We start from the raw sequence: 14,782 nt of genomic DNA on the forward strand, positions 1-14,782 counted from the left end.
GCCTCCTCTACATACTCGCTCTATGATTTTTCATCATTTCTACCATAGAATCATTGTCGTCCAAAGTTAATAATGCTTCCTTCATTCCGTCTGGAATCTCTTTCATATTAAGTAGAACTTTTTTCATGGGTGCGGGCATATTCTTAAGATTTTTTATTTTATCTCTAACTTCGTCCTCCATAGTACTCTTTTTTTCATCTAAAAGGCTGAAGATACCTTTTTCCTCTAAAATAGTACCTAGAACCTCAGTTATTTTTTCAAATCCAATTTTCTTAGCACAATTATCTGTTACTATCTGTACAATATTATGTTCAGCAAGAATCATTGGACTTTCATGTCCAAAATAATAATCTGGACTTAACTCACCATATATTCGCCTTAGAGGTGCAATGTTTGCCATACGTACTATATAAGGATTTACGCCTTTATCAATTAACCTATCCATTACTTCCCTATCACTTTTTACCAGTTCTCTACATTGAATTACTATTGGAACCATACCTAACCCAACCAAGAAATCAGAAAATTCAAAGCAACTGAAAGGCGTGTTACCGTAAATGAAACTTTTATTTTTTAGTAATTGTTCTGCAGCAATTAAATCAGATGTAACTGACTTATACTTTTCATTAATAAGAGAATCAAATTTTATATCTAAGATATCTCCAATTTGTTCGTAAGCTTCTACTATTTTATCTAAATCCAGTGCCTTAGGAAAAATCACATATGGAATACCCAATGACTTTTCCATCTCCTTAGCAAGTGATAAAGCTGTATGTTCAACCACTATATTCAAAGAACTCTCAGCAGCTTTTTGTATAGTTTCCATATTTACTTTAGTAGGTATGGTCATTGATATGTTCACACCGTTTTTCTTAAGTTCCTTATATAGTTCAGTATTTTCTACACCAAGATATTTGAATCCTAGTATGTTAACTGTCTTTTCCTTTTTCTCCATAGGAGTCATAAGTGATGCCAATTGTTCTAGTGCCTTCTCAACACCTTCTATATGACTATTGCATTTAAAATGTTCGGTCTTCACTATAAGCAGTTTAGTATCCACTTCATCCTTTAGACTACGCAAAATACTAGTAGTGTCTTCACCTATAAGTTCTACAACACAAGTTGTTATTACCATAAGTGCTTTTGGTTTCTCTTCTCTATCTATCTTAATTATAATATCCTTAAGGTCTTCTTCACATCCAAAAGTGATATCATGCTGTTCCAATACAGCAGAATAAACACGGTCTTTTCCATTTTGACGTATCATGGCAAAATCTTTTCCATAATATGTACATTCTTCAGTTCCTATTATTAGAAGTGTTAGATCTTCAATATAAGACGCTGTCATTACTGCTCCAAAAAGAGGACAGTGAGGACCAGGAAATTGAGCTTTGCTTAAGCTCTTGATATCTTTATCTTCTCTAATATTAGTCAAACGATACTTTTCATTTAACATTATTCTTGCCTCCTTTAAAAACTTTTATAGGTCTTATATGTACTTTCCCATCTTCATCGTGGGCTACAATTGCCTCTACTTTATATACATCCCTAATTAATGCTGAACTGAAAATCTTATCGGGTTCTCCAATCTTTTCAATCCTTCCTCTCTTCATGACACATACTCTGTGAGAATACCTGCACGCTTGATTTAGATCATGTAGAACCATGACAATAGTCATATTCAGTTCTTTGTTCAATTCTTTTATCAAATCAAGTACTTCCAATTGATGACATATATCCAAATATGTTGTAGGCTCATCAAGAAGGAGTATTTTAGGATTTCTAGCTAAAGTCATAGCTATCCATACTCTCTGCCTTTCACCACCTGATAATGAATTCACGGGTTTATCCGCTAGATACATGACACCTGTTTTTTCCATAGCCCAGTTGATTTGTTCCTTGTCATAATCACTCATAGGCTCATACCATTTTTTGTGAGGCATTCTACCGTATAGTACCAACTGTTTTACAGTAAAATCAGTAGTAGAACCATGATGTTGACTTAACGCCGCTAATCTCTTAGCTATTTTTTTAGCTGATAGTTTTTTTATATCATCTTTCTCTATTAATATATTTCCTTTTTGGTATTCAAGTTTTTTTGTAATATTTTTCAGTATAGTTGATTTTCCAGAACCATTAGGTCCTACTATTGATAATATTTCTCCCTTATTGATTACTAGGTTCAGATCATTTATAAAGGGCATTTCATTATATGAAAATGATATATTATTTAATTCAATCACCTTTTAGCACCCCTTCTTAGTAAATATAAAAAGAATGGACCACCTAACATTGCCATCATTGTTCCAACAGGCAATTCAATAGGTGCCGCTATCATTCTAGCCAATGTATCTGCAATAACTAGAACCGCTCCTCCCATGAGCATACTTACAGGCAACAACCATTTATAGTCAGAACCAAATAGCAACCTGCTTATATGAGGTACAACTAATCCTACAAATCCAATTATCCCAACAAAAGCAACGCTTATACCTGCTAGATAAACAGCTACAAGAGAGATAAGTATTCTTGTTAAATTTACGTTATATCCTAGATTCTTAGCTACATCATCGCCAAGCTGTAATACATTAGCTGCTCTGATACATATCAGCGCTAATATGATACCAACAATCGAATAAATGCCAAGAAGCTTTACATCCATCCATGATACTCTAGATAATGAGCCATTGGTCCATAACATGACACCTTGTATTTTGTCTGAATTAAGGAGTGAAAGGAGACCAGTTGCCCCACCTAGAATAGCATTGACGGCTACACCAGCTAATACAATTCTAATAGGTTCAATTCCTCCACCTTTCCATGCCAACCCATAAACAATCCCACAAGCTATAACACCACCAACAAAAGCAGCTATTGGAACTAGTGACACATAACTTGGAAATAGCAACAAGATTATAATTGCAAATAGACTAGCACCAGCTGAAACCCCAGTAATACCAGGGTCAGCCAATGGGTTCCTCATAACAGCTTGTAGAAGTGCTCCACTAGCTGATAAATTAGCACCGACAAAAACAGCTATCCATACTCTCGGAAGTCTTATGTCACTAATAATAGCTTTTTTTACAGTATATTCGTCACTGAAAAGGCTCTTAATAATATCATCTAAAGATATCCTTACACTTCCTAAACATATACCAAGTAAAATTGATAAAATAAGCACACCAATAATAATTATCAATTTTGATTTTAGCCAATTTTTTACCATATACTATTCACCATAAATCATGTCAGCTAATTTTTCTAAAGCCTCCGCACATCTTATATTGGCAACTACACCAAAATAATGTGGGTCAAGGTCAAACACCTGCTCATTTTTTACTGCGTCTAGAGCATTCCATACTGGGTTTTCTGCAAACTCTTTTTCGAACATTTTTTTACTTGTTTCTGGGTCTGCATGAGTGAATCTAAGTATTACATCTGGATTCATTGCAACAACTGATTCAATACTAAAAGGTAAATAAGGACTTTTGATATCCATATCATCAGTTATGTTTTCCAGATTCATACGATTGGCTAAATCTCCTATGTATGACATGTCTGTAGCTAACATGAAACTTTCAGGTGTTCCAAATATTATCATGACTTTCTTACTGTCTTTACCTTCTATCTTATCCATTACTTCCTTTTCAACTTTTTTCATGTTACCTATAATCTCATTTGCTTTATCTTCTTTGTCAAAAGCTTTCCCAATAGATTCAATTGAAGCAATGATATCGTTGTATCCACTAGTTTTTACAAATTCAGCTTTTATTTTCTTATCTTTTAGACTTTCTTCTAAACTATCTTGTAAAGCACTATCAGTAATAAATACATCAAGTTCCAGACTTTTCAGCTTTTCCATATCTGGTTGCATACTCATTCCAATAGCTGGAAGGTCTGCGTAACGCTCTGGTATATTATGAGATTTTGATGATGGTACCCCTACTAAATCTATTGTTAGTGCATCAAATATTTCTGTTAATCCTATTGTTCCTACTGCAACTTTTTCAGGTATTGAATCAAATTCCAGTTTACTATCTTCTTTTTTTGATGCGCTGGTCATATCATCAATCTCTTCTTTTTTATTATCTTCATCACTATGTACGTTTTCTTTACCTTCTTTTTCATCTACATCACTATCTTTTTCTTGTCCCTTATTGTCCTGTACCTTTGTCCCATCTTTACTCGTTTCAACTTGAGTGTCCTTAGAACTACACCCTACAGCCATCATCACCACTATTAATATCAAACATATTAAACCTTTATTTCTCATTATCATTTTCCTCCTTAATAATCTTTTGTGCTAAATCCATATATATTTTAGACATTTCATCCTCTGGAAAAGCTTCTACAACAGTCTTACCCAGATTTTCTGCTTTTTGTACTATTGGATTCCTTGGTATATGCTGAATAATTGATGTATCCAGTTCTGTACTTAATTTCTTAACTAGTTCACCTTCGTTTTCAATGTTCTTAGCATTTAATATCAATCCGCCAAGAGAAGCATATTCACGATTAGAGAACTGCCTTACTGCTTTGGCAATATTGCTGGCTGCATACATACTCATCATTTCACCACTTGTTACGATAAATACTTCATCTGAATATCCTTTTCTAAGAGGCATGGCAAATCCACCACAAACTACATCCCCTAGAACATCATAGATTACTATGTCAGGCTTATAGATTTCATAAGCATTAAGCTCTTCCAATAATTCAAATGCTGATATTATTCCTCTCCCAGCACAGCCTATACCTGGTGTTGGACCTCCTGCTTCTAGACATAAAACTCCACCGTCACCAATAACCATAATATCCTCTAACTTAGTCGCTCTTTTCTTCTCTTTCAATGTATGTAGAATCGTAGGAATTCTCTTTCCTCCTACAAGACTCTTCGTAGAATCAGCTTTTGGATCACATCCTATCTGCATTACTGTTTTTCCTGTCGCAGCTAATGCTCTGGACAAATTTGATACTGTAGTAGATTTTCCAATACCGCCTTTTCCATAGATTGCTATTTTTTTCATAAACTCACCATCTCTTTCCGCTTAATGATATCAATTATCATTATCAATTACATTTAATATTTTTAGAATTTCTTCAATTTCTTTTGTTATTATATCAAAATTATGTTATGATATTAATTATCATTATCAATACTAGGAGGAAGTTATGAATATTTTTTTATCTAATAACAATAACATTATCTATCCGCATCTCAATCATGTACTGAAAAGTTATTATTATACTACTGGATATAGTGTTTACGCATATAATGATACTGGAAAAATAATAGATAAAATAACTAAGGATGATTATGCAGACGTAAATAATTATATGGACAACTTAGCTGGGAGTGTAATTGCCAACTATTTACATAATACTTCTTTATCACCACGAGATTCATTAATATATGAATTATATAAAAATACATACACTATAATAGCTCCTGTTTTAAGAGATAATATGCTTATAGCTTTCTTAATGATGGAACCTTTTACAATTATAAATCTTTCTACAATAGATAAAAAATGTTATTTTGAAAAGTATTGTAAGGCTACAAAAATACCTATTACCTACTCTACTTTCAAAAACTTTAATTATATACATAATAACAGACTTAATTATCTAGGACAATTATTCTATCATTTGATGTCTAAAAGCATCTATATAGGATGTCAGCATTTTAGACCTATGGAAACTATGAATAGTACGAAATGGGGTAAAGCCCTACCTCTTGATTCTTACAATTATACAAATGGTTTTATTAATTTTCCATCTGTCAAGCAGATATGTGATTACTTGGTCATAAAAGATATTGAGAACGCACTGAAATCATATAATACTATACAGATATTTTTAGAGCTACCTTACCAAAATAAATGTAATATAAAAATGCTAAAATATCAATTAGTAGCATTTACTACAGTTATACAGTATCATCTGTGCATTCATTTTAAAGAGCTGAAAACCCAATTACATAAGATTTCCAATACTTGTATTTTAAATATTGACCAGCATTATGATTATAGTACCTTGTTTCAAATTGGAGAGTTGATAATAAAAGAATTCTTTGGTGTGATAAAAAATTATGATTCAATAGAATTATCTCCGAACATACTTCAAGTATTAAAGTATATACATACAAATTATATGAATAATATAAAATTAGGTGATATAGCAAAGAGTATTCCCATGAACGAAAGCTACCTATCAGCTCAATTCAAGCAAGAATATCATATATCATTAAAACAGTATTTGAATCAGTATCGTATCAATCAAGCTACCATACTGATTAAGAATTCAAATTATAACCTGACTGAAATAGCGTTAAAAGTTGGATTTGAGTCAACTAATTATTTTTCGACTGTGTTCAAAAAACATCTAAAAATGACACCAAGTCAATATTACAAAAAATATCGTGATGATATTTGAAAAATAAAAGCATAGTTATTAAACACTTCTTTCATAACTATGCTTTTATAATCAAAAGTATATAATTATTCCATATAGTTTACTAACGTACCTATTTTTTCTATTGTACATTCAATCTTATCTCCTGATTTTAAGTATCTAGGAGGATTAAACCCTAATCCTACCCCCGAAGGTGTTCCTGTTATTATGATATCACCAGTCTTTAACTCTATTCCTTTTGACAATTCAGATATGATGTGTGGTATATCAAATATCATATTTTTTGTATTAGATGATTGACGAAGTTCATCATTTACTTTGCAGGTAATATCTAGTGCAACAGGGGAAGGTATCTCATCTTTAGTTACTATATATGGACCCATAGGGCAGAAAGTTTGTAGACTTTTACCTCTAAACCACTGTTCATGTTTTCTCTGAATATCTCTAGCTGATACATCATTAACAATTGTATATCCAAAAATATACTCATCAACATCTTTTTTATCTATATTAATACCGTCTTTACCTATTATTACAGCTAATTCAACTTCATAATCTATTTCATTAGTTATCTGCTCATGCCTAAGAATTGTATCTTCTGTACCTATAGTTCTATCAGCTCTTTTTGTAAAATATATAGGATACTTAGGAATGAGTTCTTTGTTCTTAACAAAATCCTTTATTTCCAAAGCATGGTCTTTATAATTCTTTCCTAAGCACAGAATATCTCTTCTGGGGTATCTAATAGGTGAACTGACCTTTACATCGTTTAATGATATTAGATTACCTGAGTATTCATTAACCTTCTTTTTCAAGAATACCATCTTATCACTATAAATACTTATGAATTCATTCATATCATTGATGGATTCATCAATAAGCTTATTAATTGGAATAATGGATACATTATCTTTTATCATTATACCTACATTTTCTTTACCTTCATATTCATATGTGCATAAATACATAGTATACCCCTTTCTGTGTATCAAATTATATATCTATTTTAACATATGTCACACTTTCATTCCACGCTTTATACAATCTCAAACATTATTTCTATCTGCATCTTGCCAGCATTGATTTTATATCTTTCATATATGGAGCCTATTACAATATTATTATTTTTCGCATAATCAAATAAAGAGGCATATGCTAGATCTCTATTTTCGATTGAATCACACAATGTTCTTAAGCAAAGTTCTTTTGTTTGTGTTTTGATATCTAATTCTTCTGATACATTAGTTGTATAGGCGAATATTTCACTGATGCCATCTGCATTATCATCCAGAGACCTCTTGAAGAAATGTCCTGAACTAAGTGTTACTTTATTACCTACATAATTATAGAAATTGTTGATGATGTCATGAATATCTTCTTGCTTTTCTGTTTTTTGGTATACTATTAATCCTTTTTCAATGTAATATTCTTTAGAAATATCAAATTCTTTATTAACATTCCTTTCTGCATGAGAAGTTGATAAGAGAGTTTTAATATTGTCTTGCTGCTTTTTTAGTTTTTCAATTTCAAATTCTATTTCTGATAATCTTTTATTGTATATATCTTTGATTGATACATCTTCTGAATCTGTGGTTATATGTTTTATTTGTTCTAGGGAGATACCAGTTTCCTTTAATTTTATAATTCTATTTAAATCATTGATTTGTTCTCTTTTATAATAACGATATTGATTATTAGGGTCTATATAAGCTGGTTGAAACAAACCTATTTCATCGTAATATCTTATAGTTTTTTTATTCAGCTTAACTATGATAGCAAATTCACCTATGGTATACATGTCTACTTTCCTCCTTGTACTTTTAATGCAGGTATATTATACAATTTATGATGTAAATATTTTTTATAATCTTTTCTTATTAAATATGCTTCAACACATATCTTGATTCTTTCCGCCATATTTTCATTTAATACTTGACCCAGTTCCATAGTTGACTCTTTTGGATATCCTATATGACCTTGTCCCTTTATTTTACTGCTTACTATTTCTGGTTGTATCATTTCCATTTCATTTATTGATATATCTGGAAGATTTCCATAGTTGTCATTAACTAGACCTGGACATATATCTAGCATATTTGATGTTTCTATCCATCCTCCATGGAAATCATTTGGATACTTACCTAACTTTTCTTTTACCAATTGATTTGAATCATCCTTAAAATCAAGAGTGATGTTATCTTGACTGAATATCGCCCCCATGGGAGCAAAGGATACATCTTGATATATTTTATTTATTTCATCACATGCTTGCTCTATTGCTATAAGATGTTTTGGATCTGCATGTCCAGATATTATAACTATATTTTTAATACCCCACTCAGCTATTCCACCTAACATTTCTAATACTATTTGATAAATCAGTTTTTGAGATAAATGAATGTTTCCAACAAATCCTCTTATATCACCATGTCCAAAAGGGAGCATTGGCATTGTTAAAAAAGTATACTCTGGAAATGAGTTCTCTAATTTGGTTATTGAACTTTCTATCCAATGTTTTGTTTCATATACATCTACACCTGTTGGAAGATGCCTACCATGCTCTTCTATTGGTGCAATTCCAATCATCATTACCGTTTTTTCTTTATCCAACTCCTCAATTTGTGTCCAACATAATTCCATAATATTTCTACTCATCATTATGACCTCCTTATAATTATAACCTAAGTGTATATGTTCCAGCTACTGGAATGTCAAGTTATAAAATATAAAGAGTTTATTCCCATAATTTGAAAAGCAACGTATATACACTATACGTTACCATCAAAAAAATTCTATGCACTACACAAATTTCTAGTTTCAGCACTTTTCTGTGCATCCCATAATTTCCTATATAATCCATTACTGTTAAGTAGTTCATCATGACTACCCGTTTCAACTATTTTACCTTTATTGAATACCACTATTTTATCTGCACTTCTAATAGTTTTTAGATGGTGGGCTATTACTATAACCGTCCTATCAGCCGCCAGATTGCTTATGGCCTTTTGTATTTTTCTTTCATTTATAGGGTCAACATTACTTGTCATTTCATCAAGGATTACAATAGGAGCATCTTTTAGAAAGGCTCTAGCTATAGAAAGTCTCTGTTTCTGACCTCCCGATAAACCTACACCATTTTCTCCTAATCTTGTACCATATCCCTCTGGCAGAGATTTAATGAAATCATGTATCTCAGCTTTTTTAGCCGCTTCTATGATCTCTTCTCTTGTTGCATCATTTTTACCAACTTTAATGTTCTCATATATTGAATCTGAGAATAATATTACGTTCTGCATTACAATACTTATATTTGATAGTAGCTCATCATAGTCAATCTCTCTTGTATCATTTCCACCTATTCTTATTTCTCCTTGTTGAGGATCCCAAAATCTTAATAATAAATTAGTGATAGTTGTCTTTCCTGAACCAGAAGGTCCTACTAGTGCAACCATATTACCTTCATCAATGCTTAGATTAACGTTACTTAATTGAAATTCGTCTTTTTCATAATTGAAATAGACATTATTAAACCTTATATCAAACCCATCCATTTTCTTAGGTTGATCCACTTCCTCAATAACTTTAGCATCCATTATTGCCATTACTCTACTATAACTATCTTTGACTTTAATATAATTAAGCCAATGAGATTCAATATTTGTAAATGGCTTATAGAATTCTTTGCTGAAAATTATAAAAATTATATAGTTAGATACATCCAGCTGCCCATAGAATACCATAAATGCTCCTACAATCGCTAATACCCCAAATGATAGTTCTAAAAACAAAAAATATTTTCCTATATATTTTGCTATGGATTTAGATAATCTCTTACTGCTTTCACCAAACCTATTAGTACTGTCTTTTAGTTTGTTTTCAAATGTTTCACTTTCATTGAAAGCTTTTAATAGAGGAATTCCTTTAGTATACTCTACAAATAAGCTAACCATATCAGCAAGATTATCCTGAGTATCTTCTTCTAATTTACTAGTTGATTTTATTCCTTTTATCAATAGCAATAGACCTATAGGCAAAAATGAAATCATTGCCAATCCCATCTTCCAATTAATAGCAAAAAGCAAGCCTCCAATAATGATAGCTGTAATAAAATCGCTGAACATTCTTGACCACATATGAGCTGTAATGCTTTCAATATTATCCACATCTTTATGGATAACCGTACTAATCTCTCCCAGCCTTTCCTTAGAATAGAATCCTAGAGAAAATTGTTTTAATCTTAATGTTACCTTAGTTCTTATTTTTGCAGCAATTTCAAAACCACTGAAATGTTTTGCAAGGTCTGCTATTGTATTAAACAATCCGTTTAATAATATTATAACTGCAAGAGCTATCCAATACATATGAAGATTGTCTGTCCTACCATCTATTATTTTATTAAGCATATCCAAAATGACCAACATCATAGATGCACCTAATAGAGATTTCACTGTAAAGGATATTATTGATAATATAAGCATACTTTTACCTTTTCTAGTCATATATCTAAAAATAGTTGATATCATGAATTTACTACCTCCTTAATTGCCCAGTTGTCTACACAGGCTTGTTCTTCAATCATCTTCTTATATAACTTACTATCTTGAAGTAGTTCTTCATGACTACCATTACCCACAATCCTACCATCTTCCATAACAAAGATTTGATCTGCATTTATTACAGTATTAAGATGATGAGCAATCGTAATGATTGTTTTATTTTTACCTAAGTTATCTAATGCTTTCTTAATCAGATGTTCATTGGCTGAGTCAATAGCTGAAGTTGCCTCATCTAATATAATGACAGGAGAGTTTTTGAGTATCATTCTTGCTATAGATAATCTTTGTTTTTCTCCTCCTGACAGCTTAGCTCCTGATTCACCAACTATTGTATTATAACCTTTTGGAAGACTCATAATCATATTGTGAATCTGAGCTTTTTTAGCTGCTTCTATGATTTCTTTTTTGGTAGCCTCTTTCTTTCCTATCCTAAGGTTTTCTTCTATACTCATGTTAAATAAAAAAGCTTCCTGCTGGACAATTGATACTAGTCTAGACAAATCATGTTCACTGATCTTGCTGATATCTTTACCATCAATATTTATCATTCCACCACTTGGCTTCCAAAATCCCATTATTAGATTAGCGATAGTTGTTTTCCCTGAACCAGACGCTCCTACAATTGCATTAATTGAATGTTTTTTGAAAACTAAATTAATATCTTTAAGTATTTTTTTGTCCTCATCATAACTAAATTCAACATTCTTAAATTCTATGTCACCAGATTTTATATTACTATTTATCTCATTAGTATTATTTGGTTTTACTCCCATTACAGAGTTGATTTCTCTTAGGGCGTTTTTAAAAATAATACTCATATGATGGAATATAGGAAGTTTAGCAAAAGTATTACTAAAGATTCCACCTAGGATTATTGCTAAAACAAAAGTATTAACATCTATCTTATTATCTTTCAACAATATGGAACCCACAATTGCCAATACTACAAGACCACCTTCCATAAGCATTGTTGAAAAAGTCATAGGAAAAGAGATACTAACAGTCATTTTCTTTACCCATGAGATATAATCATCCATACCATCCAGTAATTTTTTGGTTCTTTTCTCTTCCTTACTAAATGCTTTTATAACTGGAATGGTAGCTATATACTCTATTAGATCTTCTGACATCTTTTTAGTACTTTTAGCATAATGCATAAATTTACCTGCAATAAGTTTGTTGAGTATTTTTTGGTACAAAAACACTAGTGGTACAGTTGATATCAAAGCCAATCCCAGACGCACATCCATAATAAGCAAACTGACCGCTATGACAAAAGGTATTAGCATAGCTATAGTTATTTCTGGCAATCCATGTGCCAAATATAATTCTGTCTGATCAACATCATGATTTATAATATTTGTCAAATCTCCAATTTTTCTTTTCTGAAAAAAACTGAAAGATAATTTTTTCAAATGTCCAATCATGTTTATTCTGATTTCTGATAATACTGAAAATGCGAAATCATGGGCTTTCCACATGGATAACCCATAAAAAACTGCTTTCATAACTTGACAACAACATATAATTCCACCAAGTATAATAATCATCTTTGTTGTGATTTCGTTATTTGAAAGTAGACTTACCATCCTCATAACTATAATTATTGGGATTATACCAATTGTTACACTTACAGCTATCAATATTCTTGATGGTAAACTTCTCCTTTTGTACTGATTTACTGAAACGCTACTATCTTCTTTCATACTTGCCTCCTTATAATCTTATATTTATAAATAATCATACGTATAGTATGTATACGTTTAGATAAAAAAAAATATTATAGATGCCTTTCTGCCATCTCACTGGTTTTTTCAATAAAAGTTACCACTATTTCTAATTCATGGTCACTTAATTCGTCTAGATATTGTAATATATCTTTATCAGATACTTTGTGATGTTCTTCATGGCTTAAATACGCTTTCTGACCTTTATCTGTTAATTTTACTAACAACCTTGTATTATTTGTCTCGTCAAGGTACTTTTCAACTAACCCCTTTCTTTCTAGCTTTTTAAGAGACTGTGAGACTGCTCCCTTAGTAACTCCAAATTTTCTCGCTATTTCTGAAACATGTAGATTAGCATAATCTCCTATTAATTTAATTATATGGATTTCACTTCTATATATGTCTACATCTGTTCCATAATTACGAGGATTTTTACCACAATTAGATATTTTTTCTGTCATAGTCATAAATTTTTCAATTGCTTCTTCCATATTCTTCTTCATACTATCATCGTATACTAGCTATACGTTTTTGTCAACCTTTAATTTTAATAATTTTATCAAGCAGAATAAGTTTTATGAATACAACCAGTATAAAACTGGATAAATGGGTATTGCTTATTATGACATATTATGATAATATATTTTGTGCAGGGAATGAAGTTCTCCCTTAGCAAAAGCTAGAACCGCTTATACGCTGATGACTTCTGTGATTATATCGCAGAACCATCAGCTTTTTTATTGAATAGATAAAAAACTTTTGTTGTGTTCTGCCAAAGGAGGATTATTAGATGTTATTTAGTTTAGCATTAATTTTGATTTTAGGATTTGCACTAAGTGGAATTCTTAACAAGTTAAATCTACCTGGTCTATTAGGTATGATCTTAACCGGAGTGATACTTGGTCCATTTGTACTTAACCTTATTTCACCAGAAATTCTTAATATTTCTGGCGACCTTAGAGAAATTGCCTTGATAGTAATTCTAATTAGGGCTGGTCTATCTCTTGATATAAGAGATTTGAAGAAAGTTGGTAAACAAGCCGTACTAATGTGTTTTATCCCTGCAACTCTCGAATTAACAGCAGTAATTATACTGGCTCCAATATTTTTTCATATAAGTTATATTGAAGCAGCTATCATGGGGACTGTATTAGCCGCTGTTTCACCAGCAGTAGTTGTGCCAAGGATGATTAACCTAATGGAACGTGGTTATGGAAATGACAAAAGCATACCTCAATTGATAATGGCAAGTTCATCTGTTGACGATATCTATGTTATTGTTTTATTCACCGCTTTTTTAGGAATGTATAGTGGAAAAGGCTTCGAGACTTCAAGCTTATTATCTGTACCATTATCAATAGTACTTGGATTACTACTTGGTATACTAACAGGTATTGTCTTTATCTGGGTAGTAAAAAGGCTTCATATGAGAGATACTGTCAAAGTGCTTATAATACTCAGTATTTCATTTTTATTTTTGACTCTTGAGAGTTATGTAAAACCTACAGTATCAATATCTGGTTTGCTCGCTGTTATGGCTCTAGGTGGAACCATATCTGAATCCTATAATGTACTGGCTAGAAGATTGATGACTAAGTTTTCTAAGATATGGGTAGGCGCAGAGATACTATTATTTGTATTAGTTGGTGCAGCTGTGGATATTAGATATCTGGCTGGTGCAGGTTTAATCTCTATACTACTTGTTTTATGTGCGTTAGTATTCAGAATTTGTGGTGTAAACATTTGTTTATTAAAATCAAGCTTGAATAAAAAAGAAAGACTATTTTGTTCAATAGCCTATCTGCCAAAAGCAACTGTACAAGCAGCTATTGGCGCTATACCTTTACAAAAAGGAGTCGAATCTGGGAACACGATTCTCACTGTAGCTGTTCTAGCCATTATAATAACCGCTCCCCTTGGAGCTATAGGTATTGATTATACCCATAAAAAATTCTTGAATCATGCAGCAACCAATAGTTAAGACATATAATCAATAAAAATGAGGCTCACCTAATGCATTAATATAAAAGAAATGTATTATTGTGAAGCCTCATCCTTAATTAAAGAGAAATATAATTTAAAACT

Annotated in this window: 13 protein-coding genes and 1 riboswitch; of the genes, 2 read left to right on the plus strand and 11 right to left on the minus strand. The window is 31.6% G+C overall.

Going from position 1 to position 14,782, the window contains the following annotated elements; all coding sequences use genetic code 11:
- Positions 1-7: 7 nt before the first annotated feature.
- Genes HYG85_RS02990 through HYG85_RS03010 form a run of 5 tightly spaced genes read right to left on the minus strand, consistent with a single transcriptional unit; the run spans position 8 to position 5,027 of the window.
- A complete protein-coding gene (locus HYG85_RS02990) occupies positions 8-1,456 on the minus strand; it encodes a nitrogenase component 1 (RefSeq protein ID WP_212692221.1) in 1,449 nt (482 codons plus the stop codon).
- Entirely contained in the window at positions 1,446-2,243 is a 798-nt protein-coding gene (locus HYG85_RS02995) for an ABC transporter ATP-binding protein (protein WP_212692222.1), read from the minus strand. The genes HYG85_RS02990 and HYG85_RS02995 overlap by 11 nt, the downstream gene beginning before the upstream one ends.
- On the minus strand, positions 2,240-3,226 hold the full coding sequence (locus HYG85_RS03000; RefSeq protein WP_212692223.1) for a FecCD family ABC transporter permease: 987 nt from the start codon (positions 3,224-3,226) through the stop codon (positions 2,240-2,242). Before HYG85_RS03000 ends, HYG85_RS02995 begins: the two co-directional genes overlap by 4 nt.
- 3 nt (positions 3,227-3,229) lie before the next feature.
- Positions 3,230-4,273 carry an ABC transporter substrate-binding protein gene (locus HYG85_RS03005; RefSeq protein WP_212692224.1) on the minus strand — a complete coding sequence of 348 codons (1,044 nt, stop codon included), beginning with the start codon at positions 4,271-4,273 and terminating at the stop codon, positions 3,230-3,232.
- Positions 4,263-5,027, minus strand: a complete 765-nt coding sequence (locus tag HYG85_RS03010; protein ID WP_212692225.1) for a nucleotide-binding protein — start codon at positions 5,025-5,027, stop codon at positions 4,263-4,265. The genes HYG85_RS03005 and HYG85_RS03010 overlap by 11 nt, the downstream gene beginning before the upstream one ends.
- Before the next feature lie 145 nt (positions 5,028-5,172).
- On the opposite strand from HYG85_RS03010, the gene HYG85_RS03015 reads away from it, so the two are divergent.
- Positions 5,173-6,435, plus strand: coding sequence for a helix-turn-helix transcriptional regulator (locus HYG85_RS03015; RefSeq protein ID WP_212692226.1), 1,263 nt, complete (start codon positions 5,173-5,175; stop codon positions 6,433-6,435).
- Positions 6,436-6,500: 65 nt separating this feature from the next.
- Here the strand turns inward: HYG85_RS03015 and HYG85_RS03020 are convergent, their stop codons facing one another.
- The 6 genes from HYG85_RS03020 to HYG85_RS03045 form a co-directional block, all read right to left on the minus strand.
- Positions 6,501-7,382, minus strand: coding sequence for a fumarylacetoacetate hydrolase family protein (locus HYG85_RS03020; RefSeq protein WP_212692227.1), 882 nt, complete (start codon positions 7,380-7,382; stop codon positions 6,501-6,503).
- Positions 7,383-7,450: 68 nt separating this feature from the next.
- Complete coding sequence (locus tag HYG85_RS03025; RefSeq protein ID WP_212692228.1) at positions 7,451-8,212, minus strand: MerR family transcriptional regulator; 762 nt, start codon at positions 8,210-8,212, stop codon at positions 7,451-7,453.
- A 2-nt stretch (positions 8,213-8,214) separates the two neighbouring features.
- The gene (locus HYG85_RS03030; RefSeq protein ID WP_212692229.1) at positions 8,215-9,069 is read right to left on the minus strand and encodes a creatininase family protein; all 855 of its coding nucleotides are present in this window, start codon (positions 9,067-9,069) and stop codon (positions 8,215-8,217) included.
- Between the two features lie 137 nt (positions 9,070-9,206).
- Entirely contained in the window at positions 9,207-10,937 is a 1,731-nt protein-coding gene (locus HYG85_RS03035) for an ABC transporter ATP-binding protein (protein ID WP_212692230.1), read from the minus strand.
- Positions 10,934-12,676: an ABC transporter ATP-binding protein gene (locus HYG85_RS03040; RefSeq protein ID WP_212692231.1), complete on the minus strand. Its 1,743-nt coding sequence runs from the start codon at positions 12,674-12,676 to the stop codon at positions 10,934-10,936. Before HYG85_RS03040 ends, HYG85_RS03035 begins: the two co-directional genes overlap by 4 nt.
- Positions 12,677-12,750: 74 nt before the next feature.
- On the minus strand, positions 12,751-13,200 hold the full coding sequence (locus HYG85_RS03045) for a MarR family winged helix-turn-helix transcriptional regulator (protein WP_212692232.1): 450 nt from the start codon (positions 13,198-13,200) through the stop codon (positions 12,751-12,753).
- 140 nt (positions 13,201-13,340) lie between these two features.
- Positions 13,341-13,413, plus strand: a riboswitch (Fluoride riboswitch).
- 74 nt (positions 13,414-13,487) lie between these two features.
- On the opposite strand from HYG85_RS03045, the gene HYG85_RS03050 reads away from it, so the two are divergent.
- Positions 13,488-14,678 carry a cation:proton antiporter gene (locus HYG85_RS03050; protein ID WP_212692233.1) on the plus strand — a complete coding sequence of 397 codons (1,191 nt, stop codon included), beginning with the start codon at positions 13,488-13,490 and terminating at the stop codon, positions 14,676-14,678.
- Positions 14,679-14,782: the final 104 nt, after the last annotated feature.

Source organism: Vallitalea guaymasensis, from assembly GCF_018141425.1.
Classification (GTDB): domain Bacteria; phylum Bacillota; class Clostridia; order Lachnospirales; family Vallitaleaceae; genus Vallitalea; species Vallitalea guaymasensis.

Bases quoted from the DNA above. Each gene is read 5' to 3' on its own strand.
- HYG85_RS02990 (WP_212692221.1), bottom strand. From the start codon at position 1,456: ATGTTAAATGAAAAGTATCGTTTGACTAATATTAGAGAAGATAAAGAT.
- HYG85_RS03000 (WP_212692223.1), bottom strand. From the start codon at position 3,226: ATGGTAAAAAATTGGCTAAAATCAAAATTGATAATTATTATTGGTGTG.
- HYG85_RS03005 (WP_212692224.1), bottom strand. From the start codon at position 4,273: ATGAGAAATAAAGGTTTAATATGTTTGATATTAATAGTGGTGATGATG.
- HYG85_RS03010 (WP_212692225.1), bottom strand. From the start codon at position 5,027: ATGAAAAAAATAGCAATCTATGGAAAAGGCGGTATTGGAAAATCTACT.
- HYG85_RS03015 (WP_212692226.1), top strand. From the start codon at position 5,173: ATGAATATTTTTTTATCTAATAACAATAACATTATCTATCCGCATCTC.
- HYG85_RS03020 (WP_212692227.1), bottom strand. From the start codon at position 7,382: ATGTATTTATGCACATATGAATATGAAGGTAAAGAAAATGTAGGTATA.
- HYG85_RS03025 (WP_212692228.1), bottom strand. From the start codon at position 8,212: ATGTATACCATAGGTGAATTTGCTATCATAGTTAAGCTGAATAAAAAA.
- HYG85_RS03030 (WP_212692229.1), bottom strand. From the start codon at position 9,069: ATGAGTAGAAATATTATGGAATTATGTTGGACACAAATTGAGGAGTTG.
- HYG85_RS03035 (WP_212692230.1), bottom strand. From the start codon at position 10,937: ATGATATCAACTATTTTTAGATATATGACTAGAAAAGGTAAAAGTATG.
- HYG85_RS03040 (WP_212692231.1), bottom strand. From the start codon at position 12,676: ATGAAAGAAGATAGTAGCGTTTCAGTAAATCAGTACAAAAGGAGAAGT.
- HYG85_RS03045 (WP_212692232.1), bottom strand. From the start codon at position 13,200: ATGAAGAAGAATATGGAAGAAGCAATTGAAAAATTTATGACTATGACA.
- HYG85_RS03050 (WP_212692233.1), top strand. From the start codon at position 13,488: ATGTTATTTAGTTTAGCATTAATTTTGATTTTAGGATTTGCACTAAGT.